The organism is Suipraeoptans intestinalis (assembly GCF_009696485.1).
GTDB lineage: Bacteria > Bacillota > Clostridia > Lachnospirales > Lachnospiraceae > Suipraeoptans > Suipraeoptans intestinalis.
In genome coordinates this window covers 58,523-74,656 of the sequence record NZ_VULY01000018.1, presented here as the reverse complement: position 1 = coordinate 74,656, position 16,134 = coordinate 58,523, and the positions used below count along the sequence as shown (strand labels likewise).

Below are 16,134 nucleotides of genomic sequence, written 5' to 3'. Positions count from 1 at the left end.
GATAATTTTTTGAAAGGGCGCAGGCGGCCTTCTGACCGCCGCTCCTTTCTTGACGTACAGGATCTCAAAGGATCCCAGGAAACCTTTTTCTTCCCTCTACTTTGCTTTTTTCTTTTTCAGGAAAGATGGCTCTGTTTCCGCTATCAAAATAGCGGCAAAGATCAATACAAATCCCATAATGGAGCGCGGCGTAAACTTCTCGCCGAAGAAAACTGCTCCAAATACAAGCCCGAAAATATTTTCAAAGCTCAGGATGATGGAAACGCTGGTAGGATTCTCTGTTTTCTGTGCAATGGTCTGCAACAGGAAGCAGATTCCGGAACACACGATACCAAGGTACAGCACTCCTCCGACTGCTCCCATATCCCACTGGATCGCTGCCGGATTTTCCGTAAACAGCGTAAAGACCCATGCCAAAACGGCACATACCACAAACTGAAGCATGGTGATCAGGACAGGATCCTTTCCTTTTCCCCATTTTGCAATAGCAATGATCTGGGATGCCCAGAACACAGAACTCAGGATAGAAATACTATCCCCGTAGCTGATGCTGAAATTTCCCGCCACAGATACCAGGATAATCCCGATTGCACACATCGTTGCAGCGATAATGTGAAAAATCTTAGGCTTATCTTTCAGGATCAGCCAGCCAAGAAACGGTACGAACACGCAGTACGCCGAAGAAAGGAAGTGACTCTTCCCCGGCATCTCCAGCATAACGCCGATGGTCTGTGTAAAATATGCCATAAACAGACATACCCCGATAAAAATACCGCTCTTGATATAGTCTTTGTCAATCTGTTTGATTTTTTTAATATTTGCCAGCGCCAAAAGCGCGCCTGCCACTGTGAAACGACAAGCAAGAAGCGCGCCTGCCGACAATGTGTCCGTAGAACCTTTGATCACAACCATGGAACTTCCCCAGGCAACTGCTACGAACAATAGAGCCAATTTCCCCAGCATACTATTCTTCTTCATCATAACTCTTTTCTCCATTCCTTTACCCGGGAAACTATTCCATTACGCCAAGACCTTTGGCAACACGGGTAATGAAATCCTGAACATTAGTTACCATGGTCGTTGCCGAGAGACTTCCTCTGTCCAGAAGCTTGTTTACAACAAATTCGTCTGCATCTATCGTGTAGAGATAAACCGGACGGATGGTTCCGTCTTTCAGTACACGGAAAGACGGCGTCATATTGCCCACAGCGATAGTATGAAGCATGGTCGCCAGACAGATCACCGTTGTCGCTTCCTTTACGATCCCTCTCATTGCGTTGGCCGCCTCGTAAACGTTGCCATACACTTCCGGAAGCGGTCCGTCATCCCGGATAGAGCCTGCCAGTACGATGGGTACGTCGTTGTTTACACAACTGCAGATGATGCCGTCGTTCAGGTTATAGTCCTTCATGAACTGTGGGATCGATCCGCTTCTTCTTACTTTATTCAAAACGTCCAGATGGTTGTAATGTCCGTTCGGCTGGGACTGCTGGCTGTAAATATCCTGGCCAAGCGCCGTATGCAAAAGAGCTCCTTCCAGATCGTGCGTAGCCAGAGCGTTTCCTGCCAGAAGCCCGTGAGCATATCCGTTTTCCACAAGGGCCTGCATGGAAGCCCTTGCAGTTGCATCGAAAGCAAATGCCGGTCCCATTACCCATACGATCTTTCCGCCGTTTTCTTTTTCATGCTTTAACAATTCAAACAATTTGTCATAGTCCCGTGCGTAGGACGTCTCACGGCTTCTTCCCTGACGGAATACAAACTGATCGTCCAGTTTTTCTCCGGCTTCCTCGAATCCGTGACAGTGCATGTACACGCCTTCCTCGCACCTTTCTTTTCTTCCAAGAAGTACCTTGTCCCCTTTTTTGATATTTCTTGATTCTACCACTGCCAGGTGCCCGTCATCACAAAGGATCACACAGGAATCCATACGGCTTTCTTCCGCAAGCTTCCATTCTCCGTTGATCTTAAAGTATTCAGGGTACATAGATGTACTGTGATAATATTCAGGCACTACCCCGTCTTTTTCTGCCTCCTCATACACGGCATCCGGCGCATTTACAAACATTTCCTGTGTAAAGTCCGGATGATGATACTTTGGCATTTCAAAATTTGACATAACACTTTCCTCCTTTGTTGTACATGTAGTTCATAGGCCTATAAACAATCATGATAACACTTTAACAAATTTGTCATTTTCTTATCGGACATTTTGTTGTGTTATTTCTGTATCTTTTGTTTGATTTTGTTCGCATGCACAAGATGATTTCGTGTCTGCCTCTTTTAAACGATCCGGCAGCGCCTTTTCTCCGCTTTTTCTAGGTTTTCAAATGTACTTTTTTTCGGAACTCTCCCGGCGTTTTCCCTTTCAGCTGTAAAAAATTCCGGGTAAAGGTTTTTTCTGTCTGATATCCCACCTCCAGCGCAATGGTCAGCACGTTTTTTTTGCTGGTCAGCAGCAGATGGGCCGCATGATTGATACGGATCACATTTAAAAATTCATTAAAATTCATTTCCACCTGGTAAGCCAGGATGCGGTTGATATCTTTGGGGGACATATGAAACCGCCGGCTGATGGAGGACAACTGCAGATCCTCCGTATGATTCCGGTAAATATAGCTTACCAGCTCATACATTTCTTTTCTGTCGGCAATGCAGCAGGCATCTCCTACCATCTGATAGACGTTTCGGAACTCATTGGTTTTGAGTCCCATCCGCGCCTTGAATATTTTACACATATGCGCATCATCTGCAAATCCCAGGATCTGGGCCAGTTCTCCCACCGTCAGGTCCGTATAGAGCAGGTAGTTGATCATTTTCCCCACCCGCATTTCATTCAGCAGGTCAAAAAAGGATAAACCTGTTTTACTTTTGAGGTAGGAACGGATGGCCGACTCACTCAGATAAAACATTTTGGACAGCATGGGAACTGTGATCTTTTCATTCAGATGTGTGTACATAAAATGGAAGATCTCGCTGATATCTGCCGGCTCTTTCGAAGGCGCCTTCCTGCTGCTGCGCCCAAAGGACACCAGGATCTCTATCAGCTTATTGATAACGTAGACATTGCCAAGCGCCTCTTCTCCCTGCGTTTCTTCTTCCCGGTGGAGGTATTGTGTTTCCTGCCTGATCTGGTGAAACATATGCTGCACTTCTTTGTACACTTCCTCTCCGAAGGTGATCACCGGCATCCTCCGAAGCGTCTGTATGAAAGAGATCTGCGTATGTCCCGGATTGAAAAACGTTTTGATCAATTCGTTGATCCGCTCAAAATGGTATTGTACAACATAAAACTGAAAGGGTCTTTTCACCTCTGTGATCTCTGTGATCTGCCACGGCAGAACAGACACCAGGCTTCCCCTTGTCAGGAGGTATTCTTTGCCGTTGATCCGAACGGTCCCTATCCCCTCGTTTACCAGCCACAGCCGTGCCATGGGATGGATCAAGGGTTCGGTTGCCTGTTCAAATACCTCCACATTAAACTCACATACACAGTTGTTCATACGGTCAAAGGTATAGATATTCTGAATCGGAATGACTGTCATTTCCCCACTTCCTCTCAATAATTTTCCTACAGACTATCTGCTTTTCAATAATATGTATAAAAAAGAAATCCGGCGCCTTCCTTCCCCTAATTGGATGCGCCGATCCGTTGTCGGATCTTTGTTAAAAATTCCTCTGTAAGATAGGAGGAGATTTTTTGATAGGTATCTCTGTTTCGGATCGGACGATCCGGATTCTGGTACTTCACCCAGGCCATCGCGCACCAGGTAACCCCTCTTAGACAGGTAATGGGAATGTAAAGATCCAGCTTTTCCCTCAGACAGGATGTGTCGAACCGACCGTCCGCTGCCTGCAGATACCTGTTAAGAAACTGCTCCTCTTCTTCTTTTTCCAGGATCACATCCGTCTTCCAGAAAGTGGTGGTGGGAGCCAGAAAATGCCCCAGATCCTGAGCGATATCTCCGTACAGAGGTTTCTCCCAGTCTATCACATAGGCAGGAATCTTCCCTTCCGGATGGATCAGGAAGTTTCCTGCATTTAATTCTGTATTGATGCAGCACTGGTAGGTGTTCTCAGATCCACCTCTATGAAGGTATGCCCAGCCTGCCTGAAGAAGCTGCTCTATCTGGCGTTTTACAGCTACTTCCCCAGCGAAGAGCGATAGTAGGTCTGTACCATTTCCTCACATTCCTCCAGGATCGCTTTCAGAGGATTCCCGGGCGAAAGAAGATGCGTGTCCTCCGGGACAGATACACTATGTATATCCGCCAGGGCTTCCGCCGCAAGGTGCAGATCTCTCCGGTAATCCAGAGCTCTTCCTTCCAGAAATTTCATTACCAGGATGCCCCAGGGCAGCTGCTGCCTGCTCCCATCCACACAGATGGGAATGGGGGTTCTTCCGGAATGCTCCAAAAGCTTTAACGCCTTATATTCATATCCGATCTGATCCTCCAGATGCATCTGGCTGCCGGTATTCAGCCGCAGCACCAGCTTTTCTTTCGTTTCAGGATGGAAAAACCAATAGTTGATGTTATATTCTCCCTGTGCCAGAGGATGGAGCACCACCACCTCGTTTTCCGGTATCCGTAGCTGCTCCTTAAACTCCGGTCGATTTACATAAGTGTCCAGTTGTTTGATACGATCCACAGATAGGACGCCTCCTTTTTCTTTCATTTTTTACCTTTTTTTATTTCCCCCTTTTCAGCCAGTCAAGAAACTGTCTGAGCGGCTTCGTCATCTTCCAGATGGTAGAAGTTTCATAAATACGGATCCTCTCTTCCAGTTGACGGGAATTTTCCTTCCAGATCAGACGCTCTGCTTCTGTTTTTTTATAAGCCTCCGCATAGCCGTCCGAATGCTTCTTATAATCTTCTGCCAGCTTCCGAAAATCCTCTGTTTCTTTTTGACACTGTCGAAGGATCGCTTCCTTTTGTTCTCCCTCCGCCAGCTTCTGGCAGATCCACGGGTCTACATAGAAATGTTCCTTCCCCCATGCATAGATGTCGTAGATCGTTTTATGAAAATGTGTATACAAAAGATCTACTGCCCCTTCTTCCTCCAGGACTTCCCGGATCTTCCAGTACCCCAACAGCTTCAGGTCACAGCCGTCCCTCATACATTTGGACAGCACAAACGCCCTTTCAAATGCCAGCTCCAGCGGAGTCGCCGACTCCGGATTTTCAAACAGTTCCTGAAAATATTCCCGAAATTCCCTGTCCGACAGCCTTTCTATCAATTCCTTCCGGATAATACATTCCTCGTTGAACGTCCGGATCAGATGACTGGTCGTAGAGCTGCTGACCTGATCCTGTGACTTCACGTCCCAGCGAAACCAGACCAGAGGTCTGGGGATCACATAGATCGGAGCCATTGTAACGATGCGGACCCACAGATCCAGATCTGCCACCTGTGAAAACAGGATCTGCAGTCCTCCTGATCGTTCAAAAATATCCCTTCTGATCAGGGAAGAGGGATGGCACAGCGTATTTCCATGCAAAAGAAAATGCTTTAAATAGTCTTTCTGTGTGTGAAAGATCGTGGAGAAAACCCCTGCCATCTGTGGACACTGCGCCGTGATATCCCTTCCTTCATCATCCACCAGAGTTACATTGGTAAAGCAGGCGCCGTATTCCCTGTGGGTTTCCATGATCTGCATCTGTTCCTCCAGCTTGGTAGGATACCAGGCATCGTCACTGTTGATGAAGGCAATATACTCTCCTTTGCATTCCTGCAGAGCCGTTTTGACCGTGTGACAGTAAAAGGAATTTCTCCCGGCAGAAAAAATCCGTATCCGCTCATCACGAAAAGAATGCAGGACTTCCAGGGAGCCATCGGTGGAACCATCGTCCACAATCAGAAACTCCCAGTCTGTCCATGTCTGGTTCTGTACGCTTTCGATTGCCCTTCTCAAAAATCTTTCCCGGTTATAGGTACACATTACTACACTGATCATAGTCGGACTCTCTTTCTTGGTCTGTTCTCGTTCCGGCTGCAGGAAGCCGCCTTTCTTTGCCAACAATATTTTTCATTCTATCTGATTTCAAAAAAGATAGCAACCCTTCCTGCCGTAGGATTGCTATCGCATTTTCTGTAAGATGCCATCAGGACATCGAATATTTTTGTATGTTATTTTGTCTGCTGCATCTTATCCGATCCATACTCCGTTTGCACCGAACCGGTACCGGATCCCGCCAACGGATAGTACTGTCTGTTCTGCCATGGCTCCGCTTCCCTGCAGATAATACCAGACTCCGCCCTGATTCAGCCACCCGGTATGCATAGCTCCGCTGCCGGAAAGATAGTACCAGGTGCTTCCGTCTTTGATCCAGCCGGTTTTCATGGCTCCTGTCTCCTTGTCCATAAAGTACCACTGTCCGCCTACGCTGACCCAGCCGGTCATCATCTGTCCGCCTGCCGGATTCAGATAGTACCAGGCGCCTCCCTGATTCAGCCACCCGGTATGCATAGCTCCGCTGCCGGAAAGATAGTACCAGGCGCCTCCCTGATTCAGCCACCCGGTATGCATAGCTCCGCTGCCGGAAAGATAGTACCAGGTGCTTCCGTCTTTGATCCAGCCGGTTTTCATGGCACAGGTCTCCTGATCAAAGAAATACCAGATCCCGCCAATCGTCTGCCATCCGGTCACCGCCTTACAGCTTCCGTCAAAATAGTACCAGGTACCGCCAAAGTTCTGCCACTGTCCGCAAAGAGCGTAACCGGATCCATTAAAGTAATACCATTGTCCGTCGATCTTCTCCCATCGATTCATCGGATAGGACCCATCTGCCAAGCGATACCACCAGCCGGTTCCGTCCATCCTCCATTCGTTCAGGGCCGGCGGTACCATCCGTTTCTCCAGCTGCTCTATCGCTTGCTTCAGCGCTTTTTCCGCCGCGTTCACTTCTTTTGGAAGCGCTTCAAAGTCTTCATTCACTGCTTTTGCCTGAGACAATGCCTTCAGGAAATTTGCAAAGGACTCTTCTGTGAACCTCTCCTTTTTCCCCTCCAGTAAAGCGGCCTCCTCCAATTGTTTTTTCAAAGTCGTCTTATCTGCCTCTTTTAAGGCTTTCAGCGTGTAGGTCAAAGTCAGTCCGTCTTCATAAGGCTTTCCGTCTACCGTATCCAAAAATCCGCCGTAGACTCCGTCCTTTTTCTTTACCCGGTAAGTATGTGTATCCGAAGTCGTGTATCTGTCGTCGGACAATGTTACCGTAAAGTCCTTCTGTGCATCAAAAGGCATCAAAAATACTTCGATCAGCCCCTGCTTGTCCGATGGTGTCAGATCCAGCTTTTCTCCTTCACTTTCCACTGAAAACTTAATTCCTGCAAGCGGCTGCCCTTTCCCGTTTACGACTTTCGCACGAAATACCCCCGGTTCACAGGTTTCCGGCTTTTTAGGAGTCACCGGTACCAGCTTCAGCATAGCATCTTCCAGTTTTGCTTTCTCTGCATCCACCGCTTCCTGTGTGGCATCCGGATCCTGATAGATCTTCTTTGCTGCATTCAGGACCTCCACCAGTTCTTTAAATCCACTTTCGTAATTTTCCGCCTTCAGGTTGGCGCAGGCATCTATCAATACTTTGATAGCCGCCTTATCGGCAGCTCTGGCCAGCGCTTCTCTCCCTGCTTTCAGTTCCCCGCAGGCTCTGTCCACCTGTGCCTGATCTGCTTCCTTGTCCTCATAAACAGCTTTTGCCGACAGATACACCTCTTCATATTTTTTCCAGCTGGAGGCGGTATAATAGGCGGAAGTATAGCTGTCTTTCAAAGAGATTTCCTCTGCCAATGCCGCCTTATTCGGAACCTTCTTCAGTGATCCTTCCGCCTTCCTCAGATCTGCGGCAGCCTGGTTGTATTCCTCCTGGGAAGCATTTGTCTTTTGCAGTGCATCCTCTGCCCGTGCGATCTGTTCTGTCAAGGCCCGGAAGGTAGACGGCAGATAATCGGAAGCTTTTTTCTCTTTTGCCTGTGCCGTCATTGCCTCCAGCACCGTCTTGTCCGGCTTACGTACAGCGGTAGCCTTTGTGGCCGGATTCACAGTCACCGTCATTTCAAATCCGGGAGAAACCTCCTTGCCATTCACCTGTTTGATGTAGAGCTCACCGTTCTTTTCTCCGATCGTAAGCTTCACAGTGGAGATTTCATAAGGCTCTTCTACGCATGCCAGAATATCCCAGCTCTGTCCGGCTTTGAAGGCAGGCGTGGGGCGGAAATAGGCGATTCCCGTAGCCCCGTCAGAATATTCATTGTAGGCGTTGGCTCCTGTACCGCTGTGGCGGATCTGAAACTTGAATGCTCTGGCAAACAGATGTCCGTTTTTATCCGTCACTTTCACCTTCAAAGCGCGCACCACGTCTGTCCTTGTCAGTCCCTGAAAGGCAGCCGTCAGATTCTGTGCAGCCACATTGACCCTCTCCTGTCCGGCCTCCATATCTTCCAGGGCAGACTTTGCCTCATCGTAGGCCTGTCGGTATGCATCCCAGGACGCTGCGGTATAAAGAAATTCCTCTTCTGTCTCAGACGACTTCTTTAGGGCATCCTCCAGGACAGATTTATCCACATACTCATTCTTGGGCGTGACTACAATCACAAATTCTTCCAGTCCGGTGACTTCCTTTCCATTGACCGTAAAGGTCTTTCCGCCTTTCAGGCGATATTCCACTCTTGCCGGAGACGCTACATAATCAGTTCCGCTGATCTCCACCCACGGATCATTCCATTCATCCCAGGGTCTGTGGGGAATCGTCAGGATTCCTGACTCGTCTGAAACAAATGAGGTGGTTCCCATGGAATGCCTTGTAAACGAAATCCCCGAAAGAGGTTTTCCTGTCTTATCCACGATTTTGAAAATCAGGCGGTCCAGTACCGGTACCTTGACATTTCCCTCTTCCCACTGGGGATAGGCGTCAGGAGCCTCTCCGCTTTTTACCTTTTGGAGATTACTCCTTACTGCTTCCATTTTTTCAGAGGGGATGTATGTCTTTTGTTCTTCTGTCAGGGAGTCATAGGCTTCCAGCACGGCTTCTGCCGCATCTGTGTCGCCGGAAGTCATGTTACTGAGGCTGAATTTCCCAAACAGCTGATTGACATGAATGGCTGCAAACAGATCTTCTTTGTTCAGTCCCTCCGGAAGAAGTGTCCGTTCCTTTACCAGGTTGGTCAGTCCGGCCAGTGCTCTTACATCTGTAATATTGGGATTTTTTGAAAGATCCAGCTCTTCCAGACTTCTAAGCTTTCCAATAGGAGTAACATCCGTCAGCTGATTTCCGCCCAAAAGGAGTGTTTTAAGAGCTTTCAGGTTGGACAGATCCGGAAGGGCAGTGATCTGATTGGATGACAGATCCGCATACTGAAGAGCCGTCAGCCCGGTCAGCACACTCGCATCTTTGATTTGATTCTGCCGTATCGTCAAAGTGGAAAGTTTTTTCATATTGACCAGCGCAGAAATGTCTTCGATCTGATTACTGTCCAATTTCAGCAAAGTCAGATTGGTCAGCTTTTTCAAGGGATCAATATTCGAAATATTGTCACTGATCAGCTGGATACTTTCCAATCTGGTCAGATCTGCCAGTGGTGAAAGGTCCCGGATGCTTGCCCCCTCTTTGATATTGGTAGAGGTAATTTCCAAAACCTGCATATTTGTGGCATATTGCAGTCCTTCCAGATTGTCGATCCAGTACTGCTGCTTCCATGTAGTAAAATTTTCCGGATGGTTGCACTGTGCATAAGACAAATGTCTGACCCCTTTTAAGATTTCCGGAGTCATCTGTATCGGTTCCTTGATGGCGTTCAAGGAAGCCCGGACAGCCCAGTGCAGGGCCGGATCCCGGATCACTTCATTTTCTCCCGGCGGATAGACATCCACTTCCTCCAATCCGCCGCAGTTGGCTGCAAAAACCTCGGACATACCACTCCCGATCATAGAAGAAGAGATGATTACAGCTGCTGCTGTGATGGCTGCAAACACCTTCCTTCCGATACCGCACTTACATTTCATACTGTCACCTCTCTCTTTCCCCTGACCCGGATCCTTGTATCAAAGATCCGGATCTGTATTTTTTTCATTTTTTATTTTTGGAAACTCCGCGGATGCAGGGCTATCCCACCCATGCCCCGCTGTTATCAAAACGATAATTTATTCCGCCTACGTTTAACAGGATGTCTGCCGCCATGGCTCCGTCTACTTTCAGATAATACCAGACTCCGCCCTGATTCAGCCACCCGGTATGCATAGCTCCGCTGCCGGAAAGGTAGTACCAGGTACTTCCGTCCTGAATCCAGCCGGTACACATGGCTCCCGTCTCCTTATCCATAAAGTACCACTGTCCGCCTACGCTGATCCAGCCGGTCATCATCTGTCCGCCTGCCGGATTCAGATAATACCAGGAGCCGCCCTGATTCAGCCAGCCGGTGTGCATGGCTCCGCTGCCGGAAAGGTAGTACCAGGTGCCTCCGTCTTTGATCCAGCCGGTTTTCATGGCACAGGTTGGCAGATCAAAATAATACCAGGCGCCGCTTATAAGCTGCCAGCCGGTCACCGCCTTACAGCTTCCGTCAAAATAGTACCAGGTGCCGCCAAAGCCCTGCCACTGTCCGCAAAGAGCATAGCCGGCGCCGTTAAAGTAATACCACTGTCCGTCGATCTCTTCCCACTGATTCACCGGATAGGATCCGTTTGCAAAGCGATACCACCAGCCGGTTCCGTCCTTAATCCATTCCCCATACAACGGATGCACCTCCAAAAGAACATCCATAAGAACATTCTCAACACCTGTCTGGTAGGTATAGTGAACCTCTGTGGGGGCTTCTCCTTCCATTGTCAGTATGCCGGTTGCCGGATCGTAGGCATACTGATCCGACGAAGCCACCGTAACCTTGGAAAGATCTGCCACCACCGTCTTTAGGTCGAACATCTTTCCTCCTTTGGTAACAGGACCATATACGTCCCGAACCTGTCTGGCTACATGTTCTGCTGAAAATCCCCAGATTCCACTGTATGCCCGCAGATCCAGCTCGGTCAGCCCGTTATCCGAGCAGGTCAGGTCGGACAACGGCGCACCCGGAGCCAGACGGATCTCCTTGATCTGGGCTCTGTCACAGAAAAGGTATTCCAGTTCTTTGCAGTGGCGAAGATCCAGCGTCTGAAGATTTTGGATCAGGGTATCTTTGATATTCAGCGTCCTAAGCTGTGACTGGTTGGACAGATCCAGACTTCCGATCTTGGTCTCTGCACATTCCAGTCTCTTCAGATTTTTGTTCTGGGAAAGATCCAAGGATCGGATCTTGGTTCTGGAACAGTCCAGCCCCACCAGATTGGGATTCTTCCCCAGATTCAGCTGTTCGATCGGTGTATCATAGCATTCCAGGGTCTTAAATGCCGGAAAAGATGTCAGATCCAGGCTGCTGATCTGGGTATTGTAGCAGTACAGTTCCTGCATTCCAGGATTGCCGCTAAGATCCAGACTGGTAATGGCGGTATTGTCCACCATCAAAATGGCCAGCTTCGGATTGTTTTTTACATTCAGTTCTGTTACGTTTGTCCCGCTTACCCAGATATGCACCAGTTCCGGGTTCCGGCTGACATCCAAAGATTCCAGCTTGGAGCGTGTCGTGTAGATCTCGTATAGCTGCGGATTTTGAGTCACGTCGATAGAGGAAATATCCGTCCCGGAAAAATTCAGGGCAAACAGCTTTGGGTTTCTGGTCACATCCAGTTCTTTCAACTGGGTTGCATTGCAGTCCAGCCGGATCAGTCCGGGATTTTCGGTCACATTTAAAGATGCGATCTTTGTTTCATAGCAATACAGGATCTCCAGCGCCGGATTTCCCGTCACGTCAATCGCCTTCAGATTTTCATTATAGGAGCAGTCCAATATTTTCAATTTGGAGTTTCTGGTCACGTCCAGTTCTTCCACTTCACTGAAAGAACAGTTTAAGGATTCCAGTTCCGTGAAATATTCAATCCCCTTCAGCGTGGTCAGGGACAGTCCCTCCTCGCTGAAATCCAAGGCCGTCACCGCCGCTCTTTCTTCCGGAGACAGACTCTTGTCGCCATTGGTATCGATGTTTGCTTCCACATAGCTACGAAAGCTTTCATTGGGAAAGGTATCCTGGGAAACAGGAATTCCCTCCTCTGCCCTGGCAGAGTTTCCCATGCATCCTGCCGTAAAAAGCACGCCTGCTGCCAGCAGGATCCCTTTGATCTGTACCGGCATCCATTTTGTTTTCATCTGTATTTTCCCCCTGTTGTCTTATCTGAGAATGTTTCAAAGTGTTTCCTTTTGGTGCGTGGCTAAGGAAGCCACACACCCGATCCGTCAAACCGATAATTGGTTCCGCCTACATTTACTACTGTATTTTCCGCCATAGCTCCGTCCGCCTTCAGATAGTACCAGATGGTTCCGCTCTGCAGCCAGCCGGTTTTCATGGTTCCGTTGCCGTTTAAGAAGTACCAGGTACTTCCATCCTTAATCCAGCCGGTACGCATGGCTCCCGTCTCTTTGTCCATAAAGTACCACTGTCCGCCTACGCTGATCCAGCCGGTCATCATCTGTCCGCCTGCCGGATTCAGATAGTACCAGGCGCCTCCCTGATTCAGCCAACCGGTCTGCATGGCCCCGCTGCCGGAAAGGAAATACCAGGTGCTTCCGTCCTTGATCCAACCCGTTTTCATGGCACAGGTCTTCTGATCAAAGTAATACCAGGCACCACCCACGAGCTGCCATCCGATCACCGCCTTACAGCTTCCGTCAAAATAGTACCAGGTGCCGCCAAAGCTCTGCCACTGTCCGCAAAGAGCGTAACCGGATCCATTAAAGTAATACCATTGTCCATCAATCCTCTCCCACTGATTCACCGGATAAGATCCGTCTGCCAAGCGATACCACCAGCCGTTCTGATCGCTGCGCCATTTCCCTACCTCAGGTTGGGGATCCGGCTGAGGCTGAGGCTGCGGTTCCGGTTCCGGCTCTTCTTTTTCTTTTAATCCCAATATGGTATTTGACAGTCGGATTTTTGCAATTTCCACTTCACTTTGAAGAGCCTCTTCATCCGCATACACCATTTCCGCTTTCTGCAGAGCATCCTGAAGCGATGCAATAGATTCCGGTGTATATTTCCCTGCTTGTTCCAGTGCCGTCTTTGCTTCCGCTATCTTTTCCTGCAGGCTGCTTTTTTCTGCCGGCTGCAGACTTTTTACTGTATAGATGATACTGATCCCATCCTGATAAGGTTGTCCGTCTATCTGATCCAGCACAGCGTAATAGGCTTCTTCCCCTTCCTTGGCCGTAAACGTATGGGTATCTTCCGTTGTATAGTTGGTATCTGCCAATTGTGCGGTGATCTCTTTTCCAATATCATAAGAACTGATGCGGAACTCCACCACTCCGTTTTTATCGGAAGCTTTTGCGGAAAATACCCCCTCTTCCGCATTACTGAACTGAAGTTTTACGCCGGATACCGGTCTTCCCTTTGCATCCAGAATATTTGCTTTGAACACACCGGATTCACAGGTGGCAGGGGCGGCGGGTTTTACGGGAATCAAATAGCCAAGCACTTCATTTAACTTTTTGACCTGTTCATTGATCTGTGCCTGTGTAACGTCCTCCTGCTCGTAAAGCCGGGCTGCCTTCTCTAACTCCTGTGTAAACAGATCGAATCCGCTTTCGTAATCTTCTGCTTTTAGTCCACTGCAGTCATCCAACAGTTTTTTTAGTTGATTTTTATTGCCTTTGTTTACCAGATGATTCCTTTTCTCCAGAAGTGCTGTTCTTGCCTGTTCCACCGCAGTCTCATCGGCTTCCGGGTCTTCATATACCTGTAAAGCCGCCGCATACTGATCTTCATAGGCTTTCCAGCTGGTGTTTGTATAATAGGAAGCCCTATGGCTCTCTTTCATGTTCAGTTCTTCCCGTAGCGCCGCCTTGTTGGGAAGGATCTTCAATCCGGCAAACGCATGCTCCAAAGCAGCTATAGCGGCGTTTATCTCTTCCTGTGTTTTTCCGGCAGCGGCTGCCTTTTCTCCTGCTTCTGCCGCTGTTTCCAGCACCTGAAAAGTAGACGGGATGTACTCTGCTTTGTTTAAAGTTTTTGTCTTCGCAAGCTTCTCTTTCAAAACGGTCGGATCCGGTTTTCTTGTAGCCGTAGATTTTTCCGCCGGCTGCAGGGTAATATTCATTTCAAATCCATTGGTCACTTCCTGACCGTTTACCTTGCGAATGTAGATCTCGCCGTTTTGCTCCCCGGCTTCCACGCTGATCACCGGAAACTCATAGGGTTCCTCCGTGCAGGCATGCACCTGCCAGATCTGCCCGCTTTTATACGCCCGTGTGGGTATAAAATAAGCGACAGACGTGTTTGGGTCCGAATATTCGTTATAAGCGCCTTCCATGGTGTCGTTTCGATGCAATTGGAATTTAAAGGCTCTTCCAAACAGATTTCCGTTGCTGTCCTTTACCGTTACCTTCAGGGCTCGCAGGACACTGGATTTTGTCAGGGCTGCTGTCGCCTTGCTCAGAGCTTCTGCCGCCTGATCCGCCTGCAGCTGAGTAGCATCCACATTCTCCAGGACAGCTTTCGCCTCTTCCAGTGCTTTTTTATAAGGTTTCCAGCTATCTGCCGTATACTGCGTCTCGTGCTCCACCTCCTTGGTGGCCTCTACTGCCTTTTGCAGGTTGTCTTTATTGACATATTCTGCCGCCGGCACCACTACTATAGTGTATTCCTCCAGACCGGTCACCATCTTTCCGTTTACCGTAAAGGTTCTTCCGTCTTTGGTCTTATAGTCGATACGGGCAGGAGATGCAACATAATCACTTCCCTTGATCTCCACATAAGTATCCCAATAATCATCATTTAACCTATGATCTATCGTCAAAAGACCGTTTTCATCCGAAACATATTCCTTGGTTCCCATGGCATGCTTGATAAAGGAAATATTGGACAAAGGATTTCCCTTTTTATCTACCACATGGATTTCCAGACGATCCAGTACCGGAACTTTTACATTATCTGCATCCCATTGGGGATAGGCATCCGGCGTCCCTCCGTTTTTCACCTTTTCCAGATTGCTTTGGATCGCCTGGATTTTTTCGGAAGGAATATAGGTTTTCTGCTCCTGTGTCAGTTTCTCATAGGCGCTCAGCGATTTTTCCACTGCTTCTACGTCAGAAGCTTTCATGTTGCTGATACTGAAATTGGCGAACAGCTTGTTGATATCGATAGCCGCAAAAAGATCTTCTTTACTGGTTCCTTCCGGCAGCATAGTCCTAGCTTTGTCCAGATTGGTCAAGGTCGCCAGAGCTTTGATATTCGTCAGATTCGGATTCCCTGTCAGATCCAATGCCCTGAGATTATGCAGCTTGCTGATCGGCGTGGCATCTGTCAGCTGATTATGGCTAACAATGAAGCTTTCCGCATTGGAAAGTGCCGACAGATCCGGAAGCGAGGAAATCTGATTGTAGGAAAGGTTGATATACTTCAGATTTTTCAGCCCGGACAGCATCTCTACATTTTTTATCTCATTTCTGCTAAGAGACAGCTGTGTCAATTTTTTCATCCCGGAAAGAGCTGACACATCCTGAATCTTGTTGCTGTCCAGATACAGGATCTCCATATTGGTCAGCTTCTTCAGTTTGTCGATATTTGTGAGATTGTCATTGGGAAACTGTACATTTTTCAGCTTGGTCAGATTCTCAATAGGAGACAGATCTGAAAGGCTGGCTCCTTCTTTGAAAGCGGTGGATGTGATCTCAAGGATTTCCATATTGGTGGCATACTGCAGCCCCGACAGATCATCGATCCAGTATTGCTGTTTCCACTTGGAAAAATTTTCCGGATGATTCAGTTGGGCATAAGACAAATGTTTAACTTCTTCCATAACCTCCGGCGTAATCTTAACATGCTCTTTCACTGCATTCAAAGACGCTCTAACCGCCCAGTGCAACGCCGGATTTTTTACTACTTCCTCGGCTCCCGGGACATATACGTCCACTTCCTCCAGTCCGCCGCAGTTTGTCGCACGGACTTCTGTTTCTTTTGTAAACCATACGGAAGAAATCATCAATGCCGCAGCCAGTGCTGCTGAAAGGATCCTCTTCCCTGTTTCTCTTTCGTTTTTCATATGTTCCCCCT

7 protein-coding genes and 1 pseudogene are annotated in these 16,134 nt (G+C 48.3%); all 8 read right to left on the bottom strand.

The genetic code is table 11. The features are described from left to right. Positions 1-96 precede the first annotated feature (96 nt). A complete protein-coding gene (locus FYJ34_RS01050; protein ID WP_235899174.1) occupies positions 97-981 on the bottom strand; it encodes a DMT family transporter in 885 nt (294 codons plus the stop codon). A 31-nt stretch (positions 982-1,012) separates the two neighbouring features. Continuing rightward, positions 1,013-2,119, bottom strand: coding sequence for a putative NPN-dependent ornithine cyclodeaminase (locus FYJ34_RS01045; RefSeq protein WP_154475455.1), 1,107 nt, complete (start codon positions 2,117-2,119; stop codon positions 1,013-1,015). Positions 2,120-2,318: 199 nt separating this feature from the next. Next, entirely contained in the window at positions 2,319-3,545 is a 1,227-nt protein-coding gene (locus FYJ34_RS01040) for a helix-turn-helix domain-containing protein (RefSeq protein ID WP_154475453.1), read from the bottom strand. 86 nt (positions 3,546-3,631) lie between these two features. Then, positions 3,632-4,650, bottom strand: a pseudogene (locus FYJ34_RS15125) (aminoglycoside phosphotransferase family protein). A 40-nt stretch (positions 4,651-4,690) separates the two neighbouring features. After that, positions 4,691-5,956 (bottom strand): glycosyltransferase, encoded by a 1,266-nt coding sequence (locus FYJ34_RS01030; RefSeq protein WP_154475451.1) that lies wholly within the window; start codon positions 5,954-5,956, stop codon positions 4,691-4,693. Between the two features lie 192 nt (positions 5,957-6,148). Then, positions 6,149-10,000 (bottom strand): leucine-rich repeat domain-containing protein, encoded by a 3,852-nt coding sequence (locus FYJ34_RS01025; RefSeq protein WP_154475449.1) that lies wholly within the window; start codon positions 9,998-10,000, stop codon positions 6,149-6,151. Positions 10,001-10,100: 100 nt separating this feature from the next. Next, positions 10,101-12,233, bottom strand: a complete 2,133-nt coding sequence (locus FYJ34_RS01020) for a hypothetical protein (protein ID WP_154475447.1) — start codon at positions 12,231-12,233, stop codon at positions 10,101-10,103. Positions 12,234-12,295: 62 nt separating this feature from the next. After that, positions 12,296-16,123 carry a leucine-rich repeat domain-containing protein gene (locus FYJ34_RS01015; protein WP_154475445.1) on the bottom strand — a complete coding sequence of 1,276 codons (3,828 nt, stop codon included), beginning with the start codon at positions 16,121-16,123 and terminating at the stop codon, positions 12,296-12,298. Positions 16,124-16,134 lie beyond the last annotated feature (11 nt).

What these genes read in the sequence shown, in the direction of transcription:
- FYJ34_RS01050 (WP_235899174.1), bottom strand. Translation starts at nt 981, where the DNA reads ATGATGAAGAAGAATAGTATGCTGGGGAAATTGGCTCTATTGTTCGTA.
- FYJ34_RS01045 (WP_154475455.1), bottom strand. Translation starts at nt 2,119, where the DNA reads ATGTCAAATTTTGAAATGCCAAAGTATCATCATCCGGACTTTACACAG.
- FYJ34_RS01040 (WP_154475453.1), bottom strand. Translation starts at nt 3,545, where the DNA reads ATGACAGTCATTCCGATTCAGAATATCTATACCTTTGACCGTATGAAC.
- FYJ34_RS01030 (WP_154475451.1), bottom strand. Translation starts at nt 5,956, where the DNA reads ATGATCAGTGTAGTAATGTGTACCTATAACCGGGAAAGATTTTTGAGA.
- FYJ34_RS01025 (WP_154475449.1), bottom strand. Translation starts at nt 10,000, where the DNA reads ATGAAATGTAAGTGCGGTATCGGAAGGAAGGTGTTTGCAGCCATCACA.
- FYJ34_RS01020 (WP_154475447.1), bottom strand. Translation starts at nt 12,233, where the DNA reads ATGAAAACAAAATGGATGCCGGTACAGATCAAAGGGATCCTGCTGGCA.
- FYJ34_RS01015 (WP_154475445.1), bottom strand. Translation starts at nt 16,123, where the DNA reads ATGAAAAACGAAAGAGAAACAGGGAAGAGGATCCTTTCAGCAGCACTG.